The organism is Ensifer sp. GW821-FHT05G01, from assembly GCF_059419585.1.
The window spans coordinates 150,691-163,326 of sequence record NZ_JBWKSC010000013.1 but is presented as its reverse complement, the minus strand read 5'-3'; the positions used below and the strand labels follow the sequence as shown (position 1 = coordinate 163,326).

General features: G+C 61.5%; 8 protein-coding genes. 2 read left to right on the top strand and 6 right to left on the bottom strand.

Going from position 1 to position 12,636, the window contains the following annotated elements; translation table 11 throughout:
* Positions 1-188 precede the first annotated feature (188 nt).
* Complete coding sequence (locus tag AC07UR_RS27055; RefSeq protein WP_209789859.1) at positions 189-1,238, bottom strand: GlxA family transcriptional regulator; 1,050 nt, start codon at positions 1,236-1,238, stop codon at positions 189-191.
* Between the two features lie 209 nt (positions 1,239-1,447).
* Between AC07UR_RS27055 and AC07UR_RS27050 the strand changes: the two genes are divergently transcribed.
* Positions 1,448-2,230 carry a DeoR/GlpR family DNA-binding transcription regulator gene (locus tag AC07UR_RS27050; protein WP_209790266.1) on the top strand — a complete coding sequence of 261 codons (783 nt, stop codon included), beginning with the start codon at positions 1,448-1,450 and terminating at the stop codon, positions 2,228-2,230.
* Positions 2,231-2,318: 88 nt separating this feature from the next.
* The gene (locus AC07UR_RS27045) at positions 2,319-4,769 is read left to right on the top strand and encodes a GcvT family protein (protein ID WP_209789858.1); all 2,451 of its coding nucleotides are present in this window, start codon (positions 2,319-2,321) and stop codon (positions 4,767-4,769) included.
* Positions 4,770-4,937: 168 nt separating this feature from the next.
* Here AC07UR_RS27045 and AC07UR_RS27040 read toward each other — a convergent pair whose 3' ends face one another.
* The 5 genes from AC07UR_RS27040 to AC07UR_RS27020 form a co-directional block, all read right to left on the bottom strand.
* Positions 4,938-5,141 (bottom strand): hypothetical protein, encoded by a 204-nt coding sequence (locus AC07UR_RS27040; protein WP_209789857.1) that lies wholly within the window; start codon positions 5,139-5,141, stop codon positions 4,938-4,940.
* A 317-nt stretch (positions 5,142-5,458) separates the two neighbouring features.
* A complete protein-coding gene (locus AC07UR_RS27035; RefSeq protein WP_494700213.1) occupies positions 5,459-7,882 on the bottom strand; it encodes a GcvT family protein in 2,424 nt (807 codons plus the stop codon).
* A 772-nt stretch (positions 7,883-8,654) separates the two neighbouring features.
* On the bottom strand, positions 8,655-10,211 hold the full coding sequence (locus AC07UR_RS27030) for an alkaline phosphatase family protein (protein WP_209789855.1): 1,557 nt from the start codon (positions 10,209-10,211) through the stop codon (positions 8,655-8,657).
* A gap of 306 nt (positions 10,212-10,517) precedes the next feature.
* Positions 10,518-11,420 carry a UTP--glucose-1-phosphate uridylyltransferase gene (locus AC07UR_RS27025; RefSeq protein WP_209789854.1) on the bottom strand — a complete coding sequence of 301 codons (903 nt, stop codon included), beginning with the start codon at positions 11,418-11,420 and terminating at the stop codon, positions 10,518-10,520.
* 17 nt (positions 11,421-11,437) lie between these two features.
* Entirely contained in the window at positions 11,438-12,625 is a 1,188-nt protein-coding gene (locus tag AC07UR_RS27020) for a polysaccharide pyruvyl transferase family protein (RefSeq protein WP_209789853.1), read from the bottom strand.
* Positions 12,626-12,636 lie beyond the last annotated feature (11 nt).

Sequence of the window (12,636 nt, the reverse complement as noted above, 5' to 3'; positions counted from 1 at the left end):
CGGGAAAACCTTCAACCTTCTCGCGGGTCCTGCTCTGTCGAGCAATGGTGTGGCAGACGCCCGGACAGAGCGCGGGCGTCTTACGCGATCAACACCGACGCTCCGGAGTTGCGCGACGCAACACTCATTTTCTCCATTTTTTACGCATTCCCGACTGAAATCCGTTTCGCACTATTCTTGAAAATGACCTAGGCGACACGACGCTCCTCCAAGATCATTCGTCTCTCCTCGCCGCCCGCAAGGGTGCGGCGCCGGCGCTCCAGTTCTGTCGTGCGCGTGTGCTGCGGCGTACAGTCGTAGGTCTCCCTGTAGGTCCGGGAGAAATGCGACGCCGAGGAAAATCCACAAGCCACAGCGATCTCGAAGACCGCAAGCGACGAATTGACGAGAAACAGGTGCGCCCGCTCCAACCGCATCTGGAGATAGTAGCGTTTGGGGGAGCGCCCCATCTCCCGCTTGAACAGGCGTTCGACCTGGCGCCGCGACAGGCCTGTCGATGGTGTCATATCGGCAAGTTTCAACGGTTCGGCTATGTTTGCCTCCATCTGCTCGATGATGTCGATCAGCAGACGGTTGTCGATGCCGACGCGGGTCTGAAGCGGCAGCCGCTGGCGTTCTCCAGCCCCGCGAACGTGCTCCGACAGCGCCACTTCGCAAACGCGGTTTGCCACGTCGCGGCCCAGGTCGTCTTCGACGATGCGCAGGAACATGTCGAAGGGGGCATTGCCGCCGGCGCAGGTATAGAGTTCGCCGTCGATCTCGAATGCCGTCTGGCGGGCTTTCGTTTCGAAGAACCGCTCGGAAAAGTCCGGAAAGTGTTCCCAATGTACGGCACAGCGACGCCCGTCTAGCAGGCCGGCGCGTGCAAGGCTGTAGAGGCCGCCTGCGAGCCCGGCGACGGGGATCCGGCCCCGCCGCGACATGCGCAGCCAACCTTCGGCCTTTCCATCCGCTGGAGGAACAGCACTGCCGCCGCAGACAACGGTCATGTGAGGACGATCTAGCTGCTGCAGTCCGTCCTGCTCCGAGGTGAGCGCTCCATCGGCCGCCATGCGCATTCCGCAGCTTGACCGCGCCGGTTGGCCGTCGCGTGTCAGCATACGCCAGCAGTAGTAGGGCCTGCCCATCACGTCGTTGGCGAGCCGCAGCGGCTCGAGCGCGGAGCTGAATGCGTGCTGGTTGTAGCCGTCGAGAAGGTAGAAGGTAAACCGGCGGCCTTGTGTGCATGCCTTTTGCACTGCTCTGCCTCCCTTTGAGTTCATCAGCGCTCGGGACATGATGCAAATAATAGTTACATTATGCAACATAAATAGACTTTCCGGCCCGAAATTTCGCGTGACCGGGCGATGTGGTCGGCCTCACTGTGCAAAACACAACTCAATCAGGCGACGACTCGCCCTGGGAGGCACATCTTGTCAAAACGCCAAAAATGATCGCAGATAACAACATGTCAGATAGTCAAAGCGCTCGCGCCCTCGCTCCCCGCCGCCATGGCGAGATCCTCCGCCGGCTGGTCTCCGATGGCACTGTCAGCATTACTGAACTTGCCGACCATTTCGATGTGTCGCGGCAGACGATCCGGCGTGACCTGAAACATTTGGCCGAGCGCGGCCAGTTGGATCTCGTTCATGGCGGGGCGACGTTGTTTGAGCCGACCGAAGCTGCCTTCACCGAAAGGCGAGGTGAGAACGCATCGGCTAAGGCATCGATCGGCCGGGCCGCAGCAGCACTCGTGCGCGACGGCATGGTGGTATTTCTCGACTCGGGCACCACCACGCTCGCCGTGGCACATGCACTGGCGGACCGGAAAGACCTAACGATTTGTACGACTTCGCTGTCAATCGCGCTGCAGATGTGTCGTCAGCCGCAGGTGCGGGTGCATATGCTCGGGGGCGAGATCGACCCGGCGGAAGAGGCGGCCGTCGGCATCGATGCGCTGGAGGCAATCAGCCACTTCCGAGTGGATGTGGCGTTCCTCGGTGGCGGCGGATTGTCTCCTGATGGCGAAGTGACGGACTTTACCCGCAACGGCGCGGAGCAGCGCTCCCGCATGACGGCGACGGCGGGCAAGGCCTATTTCGTGCTCGACAGCTCGAAGTTCGGCCGGCTGACTCCGTTGCGGATTCCAAGATTCGAGCTCGCAGCCGGAGTGATCGTCGATCGGCGCCCACCGGAGGCGATCTGCGAGGCGCTGAAGCGCAAGGGGCCGATCGTGATCGTCGCAGAGTGACGTAATGTAAGTTTTTGTAACATTATGTCTTGTTCTTTGCGCCTCTGTTGTTATGGTGCGGCCTTCCATGGCATCGGGAGGTCGTTTCATGGCTCAGAATTTTCCAACGCATGCACAGGTCGTCATCGTCGGTGGCGGTATTATCGGCTGTTCGGTCGCCTATCACCTGACCAAGCTCGGCTGGACGGACGTCGTACTCTTGGAGCAGGGGCAATTGAGCGGCGGGACCACCTGGCACGCGGCCGGCCTCGTCGGCCAGTTGCGTAGCCATGCGAACATGACGAGCCTGATCAAATATTCGACGCAGCTCTATAGCGAACTGGAGGCCGAAACCGGGCTCGCCACCGGTTGGAAGAACTGTGGTTCCGTTTCGGTGGCGAGGTCTGCCGACCGCATGACGGTGCTGAAGCGCACCGCCGCGTCTGCACGCGCCCAGGGCGTTGCCATCGAGGTGATCTCGCCGAAGGAGGCCCAGGATCTCTGGCCGGTGATGGCGATCGACGATCTGGCGGGTGCCGTCTGGTTGCCCGGCGACGGCAAGGCCAACCCGACCGATCTCACGCAGTCGCTGGCAAAGGGGGCGCGCAACCGCGGCGCTCGGATCATAGAGCGCGTCCGCGTCACCGGGATTTCTGTTGCCGATGGGGTCGTGACCGGCGTCGAAACCGACCAGGGAACGATCTCGGCCGAGATCGTCGTCAACTGCGCCGGCCAGTGGGCGCGCAAGGTCGGGCTGATGTGCGGCGTGTCGGTGCCGCTGCATTCGGCCGAACACATGTATATCGTTACCGGCAGGATCGAAGGCGTGCATCCGGATCTGCCGGTGATGCGCGATCCCGACGGCTATATCTACTTCAAGGAAGAGGTCGGGGGGCTGGTCATGGGCGGTTTCGAGCCGGAGGCGAAACCGTGGGGCATGAAGGGCATTCCCGACGATTTCGAATTCGCCTTGCTGCCCGACGACTGGGACCAGTTCGAAATCCTGATGCAGAGCGCCCTGCAGCGCGTGCCGCAGCTGGCGACAGCAGAGGTGAAGAAGTTTTACAACGGTCCTGAAAGCTTTACGCCGGACAACAACTTCATGCTCGGCGAGGCGCCAGAGCTGAAGAATTTCTACGTCGGCGCCGGCTTCAACTCGATGGGCATTGCCAGTGCCGGGGGCGCCGGTCGGGCGCTGGCCGAATGGATCGTCAACGGTGCGCCGACCATGGATCTCTGGCCGGTGGATATCCGCCGCTTCGCAACCTTCAACAACAATCCGCGCTGGCTGCATGACCGCGTCAAGGAGACGCTGGGGCTACACTACGCCATGCCCTGGCCCAACCGCGAGCTGGACACGGCGCGGCCCTTCCGCCGCTCGCCGCTCTATGATCGGCTTGCGGCCAAGGGCGCCTGCTTCGGTTCGAAGATGGGCTGGGAGCGCGCCAACTGGTTTGCGACCGAGGGAGAAAAGCCGGTCACGGACTATGCCTTCGGCCGGCAGAACTGGCACGAAGCGGTCAAGCGCGAGATGACGGCGACGCGCGAGGCGGTCGGCATCTTCGATCAGACGTCCTTCGCCAAGCTTCTCATCCAAGGCCGGGATGCCGCAGTCACCCTCAATCGCATTTGCGCCGCCGATATCGACGTTGCCATCGGCCGGTCGATCTATACCGGGCTCCTGAACGATCGGGGCGGCTACGAGAGCGATCTGACGGTCATGCGTCTTGCGACCGACCGCTTTCTTCTCGTCACCGGTTCGGCGCAAGCGGTGCACGACGCGGACTGGATTCGCAAGAACCTGCCGGCAGACGCCCATGTGTCGCTCACCGACGTTACCTCGGCCTATTCAGTCCTGGCGCTGATGGGGCCGAAGTCCCGCGATATTCTTACCCGTCTTACCTCTGCCGACCTTTCCAACGAAGGCTTCCCCTTCGCCACGATCCGCGAAATCGATATCGGCTACGCCACGGCCTACGCCAACCGCATGACCTATGTCGGCGAACTCGGCTGGGAGCTGATCGTCCCGACGGAGTTCGCCGTCGGTGTCTACGAGGCGCTGCATGATGTCGGGCGCGATTTCGGACTGACCGATTGCGGCTATTATGCGCTGGAGGCGCTTCGGCTGGAAAAAGGTTATCGCGCCTGGAGCCGTGAGCTGACGCCGGATATCACACCTTATGAGGCCGGTCTCGGCTTTGCCGTGTCGCTCGATAAGCCTGATGGTTTCATCGGCCGTGAAGCGCTCGTGGCGGCGAAGACGAAGGGCACATCTTCCAAGCGCATCGTGCAATTCACCGTGGACGATCCCTTGCCGATGCTTTGGGGCGGCGAATTGATCCTGCGTGATGGACAGCCGATAGGGGAAGTCCGGTCGGCCGCCTACGCCCATACGCTCGGCCGCTCCGTTGCCCTCGCCATCGTCGACAATCCCGCAGGCGTCGACCGGGCGTTCCTGGAAACCGGCCGTTTCGAAGTTGAATTGGCCGGTGACCGCTTCGCTGCAACGGTGCATCTTTCCCCCGCCTATGACCCGAAAGGTCTGAGGGTGAAGGTGTAGGGCGAACCCTGACGCGCACCGTCGACGAAAGCGTGGAGCAGCGGCTGCCGCGCCACAAAATGTGCCGAGCGAGGAACGACGTCTTGTCCAACCCGAAAGTACCCGTTGGTATCGTCGCCGCGCTCGGCATGACCCTGATCATCGGCTAAGGCAGCCTTTGCTACAGATTCAACATCCCGGCGCCTGGTGTGGCGCCGGGCAGCGGTCGCTGCCATGCGCAATCGTCCGACCCGTGATGCTGATTGTCAGGTTTTTCCGACCGGTGGTCGCACGCGCCACTACAGTCGCCGTTGTTCGGGTATCGAGGAACACCACCATGCCTTCTTCGACAAGCGCGGCCTCCGTCCGCCCGATCGCCTCCTTGCCGGACATATTCTCTTGGCTGTCCGCTGTGAGGGCCAGTTCCTTCGTCTGAAATAGAGGGCACTACCCAGGACGAAGCCGAGTTGGCCGCGCTCCGCCAGGTATTTCATGTGACGGCGAACGGTTTCGCGAGACACGTCGCAAAAATCAAATGCTCCGTGATACTCACCGAGCCGTCCGTGGCGAGGTGCTTAAAAATATCGTCGTGGCGGCGCGGCGCGAGTGCCCACGAATGTAGCGAATGGGACATGCCTCCAATGTGGCGGCATGTCCGCCCCGCGCAGGGAAATGTTGCAATTTGTGGCGCCGGCCCGCTCCTGTTGCATCTACAGGCGGATGCGCTCGCCGGAAGGATCATAGGCGCAGCGTTCGACGGCCGTCGCCCTGCTGCGGCGGCCAAATGCCTCCACTTCGATTTCACTGAGCGCCATGTCCTCGCCCTTCAGATATCCGAATACGAGCGAAGCGCCGACGGTGTGTCCGAAATCGCCGCTGGTGGTCATACCAACGATGCGGCCGTCCACCGACATTGCTTCGCCGCCATAGACCGGCAGGGGCTCATCGAGCCGGAAGCAGGCAAGTTTGCGCGCGATACCGGTCTCCTTCTGCGCGACGATCGCGTCGCGGCCCTGGAAGTTGCCCTTCTTCATGGACACCGCAAAGCCTAGCCCCGCCTCCAAGGGTGTGTCGTCGGGAGTGATGTCGGCGCCCCAATAGAGGTAGCGTTTTTCCATGCGCAGACTGGAGATTGCCTTATAGCCGACGTCGGCGATGCCGAACTCGGCGCCTGCCGCTTTCAACAGCTCGTAGACGTATGCCATGTATTCGGTCGGCACATGGAGCTCCCACCCGAGTTCGCCGACATAGGTAACGCGTGCGGCCATGACCGGAGCCCAGCCGATGCGGATGTCGCGACACGTCATGTAGGGGAAGGCGTGGTTACCGACGTCGTCTTCACTCGCTTTGCCAAGGACGTCGCGCGACAAGGGGCCGCAAAGGTTGATGACACCATAGGCGCCCGTCACATTCTGTACGTGAACAGAGCCGTCGCGCGGCATGTGTCGGCGGATCCAGCCGCCATCGCGCGTGCCGAAGGCCGAGCCGGTTACCACATGGAACCGATCCTCGCGGCGGCGCATGATCGTAAGGTCGGCTTCGATTCCGCCGCGCTTGTTGAGGAGCTGCGTGTAAATCACCGCGTTTTCGCTGCGATCGACGTTGGCGGCAGCCAGCCATTGCAGGTAACGAAGAGCACCTGGCCCTGAGACCTCGAACTTGGAGAAGGACGATTGGTCGACCAGCGCCACGCCCTCGCGCACCGCCCTATGCTCCCGACCGATGACCTCGGCATAGGGCGCGCGCTCAAAGGTTTCGAGCGGCGGTTTTGGCTCGCCGGATTTCAGGAAGTAATTGGGGCGTTCCCAGCCGAACTTCACGCCGTTGACCGCCCCTTTCGCCGTCAGGGCCTCGTAAAGCGGCGACCGGCGCAACGGCCGGCAAGCCGAACGTTCCTCTTCCGGCCAGGCGACGGCGTAGTATTTCGAGTAGGCCTCGATGGCACTGTCGCGCAGGTAGGCGAGCCCGCCGTGCGGGTTGCCGAAGCGGCGCAGGTCGAAGGCCCAGAGGTCCATGCCCGGGTCGCCCTCCAGAATCCAGTTTGCCATGGCACGCCCGGCACCACCCGAGGCCGCGATCCCGGACGTGAAGCCGCAGGCAACGAAGAAGTTCTCGAAGTCGCCCGCAAGGCTCATCACCGGCTCTCCATCGGCCGAAATCGGTATGGGACCGTTAACGACCGAGCGCACGCCGAGCTCGTTCAAGATCGGAATACGGTTCGATGCGCCTTCGATCACCTCGGCGATGCGCTCGAGATCATCGGCGAACAGTTCCTGGCCGAAGCTCATCGGCAACTTGCCCAAGCCGTAGGCGGCGCGCGTTTCTTTCTCCCAACCGCCGATCACCATAGCGCCCGGCTCCGGCTTGACGTAGAAATTGGCATCGGGGTCGCGAAGCGTAGGCAGGTCGTCCGGTACCAGCGGTGATTTCTCGGTCACGAAGTATTCGTGCTCGACCACGGTGATCGGCAGGTCGATGCCCGCGAGTTCACCGAGCTGACGTGCCCACAGGCCGGCGGCATTGGCCACGACCTCGCAGCCAATGTCACCTTCAGTGGTCTTCACGGTCGTGATGCGGCGATCGTCAATGGTAAACCCGGTTACGGTAACGCCCTCAACGATGCGCACGCCGCCTGCCCGGGCACCCTTCGCATACGCATGGGTCAACGAATAGGGGTCGACGTGGCCGTCCGAGGCAATCCAGGTCGCACCGCGCAGCCCTTTGACGTCAACAAGCGGAAACAGTCGCCGGATCTCGTCCGGACCGACCAGTTCCATGTCGAAGCCGTAACTTTTCGCGGCGGTGTGGGCGCGCTTCAATTCCTCCCAGCGGGCATCGGAGGCGGCCAACCGGAGGCTGCCAACGTTCTTCCAGCCGACGTCCTGTCCTGTTTCCGCACCGATCCGGGCGCAGAGATCGGCGCTGTACTGCATCAGGCGGGTAAGATTCACCTTGCTTCGCAACTGGCCCATCAGTCCGGCTGCATGCCAGGTCGAGCCTGCGGTCAACGCGGTTTTTTCCAGGACCACCACATCTTTCTCTCCGGCCTTGGCGAGATGATAGGCGATGCTGGTACCGATGGCGCCTCCGCCGACGATGACGATGCGGGCGTGCGAGGGAACTTTGCTAGACATATTCCGCCTTTTTGGATGGAGCTCGGGACAACGAAAGATTGCTCGTCTGCTCGTTGAAACGGCTCCTGCCGACGCAACGCTCATTCGTCAGGGTGGAAGACGAAACCCCGTGAAAGCCCGCGTGAACAATGGCCACCAAACGTGTCCTTGCCGCCGGACTTCGGAGCGCCTCCTGGCAATGGCTGGAGATGTCGTGGGGGGGGCGGACCATGCAGGAGCCGCGGATCCTCTACTGGCAGCTCAAGGCGAGTCCGTGATGCACCTTCGACGAAATCTCGGCCGACTGGATTTGAGGTTACAGGTCTGCAGTTCATCCGCGCAAACGCGAATACCTTTGGGTCAGCGCAAGAAAATCTAATGGTCCTTGCCTTACCGTCTTCTTTTCATGAATTCTTTCAGAGGCTTGAATGTGCAGTCAGCTTGGCGGGCGCGGCGAACACACCAGATAAGACCCTGAGCTACTCTCCTACCTGTTGCCCCTTCTCGGAACGGGACCAACAGCCTCAATCTTGAACACGACCGGATGCCCTTTGCCGCAAGCCGTCGGTTCAAGGCCGCTCCGCGACGGCTGGTGTCAACCGAAGGCGTCTATCGTCGTGACGTGAATGCGGTGCAAGCGCGTCGGGAAGTCTCGCAAGCCATCGAGAGTCAACGCAACACGCTGGACTTCGCGCCTTCATTGCAAATGAGGCACCCGATCGCATTCCAGTTCGCGGAGAAGCTGGCGGAGATCGCGCCATGCGGACGTGGCGAGACGCTTGATCGCCGGCGATCAGGGCAGGCGGGCTAGATGGCCCACTGCGCCGGCGTCTGTCAGTTCCGACAGGGCCAGCGACTGGTCCAGATGCCGCGCGCGCCAGGCTAGCAGCCGCTCTGCGGATTCGAGCCGAACAGACAGCCAGGCCGGGTCGTCGGCGAGGTTGCGCGTTTCGCCCGGATCATTGGCGAGATCGTAGAGCAATGGCGGCAGGCCGGCACCGAAGTGCACGTATTTAACCGTCTCGGTGCGGACGACGGACAGGTTGAGGGCACGTGAGCCCAGACCGAAATGGGCCTCGGCTGTCCCCTTGGCGATCGAGCGGAAGTCGTATTCCCAGAATGCGGCGTCGCGCCAGGTATCGGGTACTGCGTTATCGAGGAAGGGCTTCAGCGACTGGCCGTCGAGATGCGGCAGAGCCTTGCCGCCGATAAGGTCGAGCAAGGTTGGCATAATGTCCACCGCACTGGTGAAGCGATCGACTTTCGTGCCAGCAGCCTGCGCACACCCAGGCGCCCTGATGATGAGGGGGATGTGGTAGCTGCCATCGAACCATCCGCCCTTTCCGAGCATGAAGTGGTCGCCCATCATCTCCGCGTGGTCTGACGTGAGGATGATGATGGTATCGTCCCAGACGCCTTTGTCCTTTATGCCTTTCCACATGCGACCTAGCTGAGCATCGACCTCCGATATCATGCCGTAGTAGAGCGCACGGATCCTGCGAAACTCGTCCTCGGTCCAGTCGGCGACCTTGCCGGCAGCACCAGGGATGAAGCCCGACTTGTTCTGGTGGTGCTCGAGATGATAGGCGAGGAAGGGGTGATGTGCCTTTTCCGCGTCGACCGTGGAAGCGCGATGATAGCCTGGCCCTTCTGCCGGGTCGTACATCGTGTTGAACGGCTCGGGTACGATGAATGGCGGATGTGGACTGAGGAACGAGACGTGGGCAAACCAAGGCTCGCCTTCGTCCTGCTCACCCAGCCAGCGCAGGAATTCGCCGACAAGGAAAGCCGTAGGCGTCTCGTCCGTGGAATAGGCGGGAACGGCGTTGCTGACCTCCGGGGCATCTGAAGCAGCTGGTCGATGGACGGCGGGGAAGCCGGCGCTGGAATCGATGCCGCGGGCCGCAAGCCAGGACAGCCAGGCCTTCTGATGCTCGGGCAAAAGCTGGCGGGTGGTGAAACCGGGCAGAACGCCCTCATAGGTGCGCAGAAACGGGTCGGCGGGCGCATGGTTGCGCGGGTCGGGTGCAACATCAGTATACCCGAAGAGCGTTGGGTCGTAGCCGGCCCTGCGGGCAGCGCGGGCAATGTTATCGTGGCGGTCGTCGAGCGGCGTGCCGTTGCGGCAGACCCGATTGTTCATCTGGTAGAGGCCGGTGTAGAGGCAGGCGCGCGCCGGTGAGCAGGGCGCGGTACCTGCATAGTGGCGCTGGAACAGCACGCCCTCTCGGCCTAACGCGTCGGCATTGGGCGTTTTTACGACGGGATGACCAACTGCGGAGAGGCTGTCGCCACGCCATTGATCGCACGTAATAAGAAGAATGTTTGGCCGTCCACTCTTGTTTGCCACGCTCACTCCCTGGAAATTGAATCGGGGTCAGCTAAGCCAGATTCATCCTGGTATACAAGCGTCTTCATATCCAATGTTACATGCTGAGTGTTAGCCACCTGACGGCAGCAAGCAGAGGCCGACGACGTTCGGGTCCACGTCGCCGATGACAGCCTCTACATCGACTTTCAGGTGAAGGGTGGGGTTCAGCCTCGTTCTTGCAAATGTGCCATGAACACTTCTGTCTGTGTCCCGTGGCCTAGGCACTTTCTCGGCGGCGGCTGGCGAAATGCCCGCTAATTCGCCAACTGCCAATATGTGTTGAAATCAAGCTATAGCGCGCGCGGGAGACATGATCGCATGCATCTCGCCGTATATCCCCGCAGCAATGTCCGTGCGCGTCATCGCCATATGCAGATTGGCCGTGACGAAGCCGGTCGGATTTCCGCAATCGAAAGTACGGCCGGCGAATTCGAACGCACGGATCTCCTGATTTGCCATCAGCGTGATCATGGCGTCGGTCAGTTGGACCTCGCCGCCAGCACCCGGCGTCTGGTTCTCGAGGATCGAGAAAATCTCGGGCTGCAGGATGTAGCGGCCGGAAATGAACAGGTTGCTCGGCGCCGTGCCCGGGGCAGGCTTTTCCACGAGGCCGTCGACCAGCGCGCCCCCCATCGTCTGCCTCAGGGAAACGATGCCGAATTTGTGGGCCTCTTCCGGCAGGCACCGTTCTACGGCCACCACATTGCCACCGTGCCGCTGGTAAAGATCCGTCATGGATTTGAGGCAAGGCTCGTGATCGACCATCAACATGTCAGGCAACAGAACCGCGAAAGGTTCGTCGCCGACGATGTGACGCGCAGTCCAGACGGCGTGTCCAAGGCCACGGGCCTGTTGCTGGCGCACGAAAGAGATGCTTCCGGCATCGGGCGTCGCCGTCGCCAACTGGTCGGCAAGCGGGTTCTTGCCGGCCTTGCGAAGCGTGGCGTCAACCTCGAATGCGTGATCGAAGTAGTCTTCGATTGCACCTTTCATGCGACCGGTGACAATGATCACGTGTTCGATTCCTGCGGCAAACGCCTCGCTGACGATGTAGTCGAGGATGGGGCGGTCGACGATCGGTAGCAGTTCCTTGGGAACGCATTTCGTCGCCGGCAGCATTCGGGTGCCGAATCCGGCAGCCGGGATGATCGCCTTGCGCACTTTGTTCGGGGTCTTTGCGTTTTGCATGTTCACGCCTCTTCGCTTCAAGCAACTCGGGAGATTTTCGCCTGTGGGGTTTCGAGGATGTCGTGCATCTTGTGCGCGACACCATTTTCGGTGAGGAACCGGCACATTTCGCCGTAGGTGTGGAACCAGGCGCGGTTGTACCGGTCGAATAGGCCCTGGTCCCAATAGTCCTCGAGGCAGAACGTCGTCTGCCCGAAGATGTCGAAACTGGGGATCTTGAATGTGTCTGAGAATTCGGCCGTCCGGCTGTCATAGGTGCAGTAGATCGACGGGACGCCGTTCGCCAATGCCATCAGATTGCCGTGCAGGCGATAGCCGAGCACCAGATCCTGGCCGCGGATCAGCTGTTCATAATCGGCGACCACATCCGAATAGAACAGCCTATTCCGGTAGAGATCCAGCATCGCCTCATCGAGGTACCACGACGATGTCCAATGATCGGCCCTGAGCGCGGTGATGGCCTCTGCGCGTTGCGCCTCGTCCCCCAGAACGAGCTTCTTCTCCTCGACTTCGCCTTGCGCCAAAAGCACCGTCTGGAAGCGTCCGGCGATCGCTTTCACCAGATCACGGTGGAAGGTGAGATAGCGTTCGATGTCCTTGGCGTAGGCGCCGGAGACTTCACGCCTGACAGTGACACCGACGTTGCGGACCTGTTCCAGCGGCGGCAGCGTGATGCGCAATTCCGGATCGTTCCGCCGGAAGGCGGTGGGGCAGCCGACGATCCGCACGTTGCGGATGCCAAGGCTCCAGAGAACGTCGGCCGAATAGGCTCCACGCACTCCGACTGTGGTTGTTGATTCGGACATCAGCTGCAGCACAGCGCGGGTCTCGTCGGAGATCCTGATTTTTCCGTCCACCGGTGCCTGTGCGCCTATACCGAAGCCAATGACGGGCAGGCCGAGCGCCTTCAGGACCGTCGCTGCCGCCTCCCAGTTCATAGCATCGTGAATGTAGTTCGATCCCCGCAGGAACACGTAATCGTATTCCTCCCGAAGACGGGCGATCTCGCGTGGTTTGAACTCCGATATCTCCAGAACACCGAGTTTTTCGAAACGCAGCAGCTTCAGCGACGAGTCGAAAACGAACGCATCGCCCATATTGTGATAGGTGTTGATGTGAGACCGGATGTCTTGATGATTGTACCAGCGAACGCTGTCATGCGCGTAGACCTCGCCGGCGGGGATCATGACCAATATGCGTGCCAAAAGCTTATTCC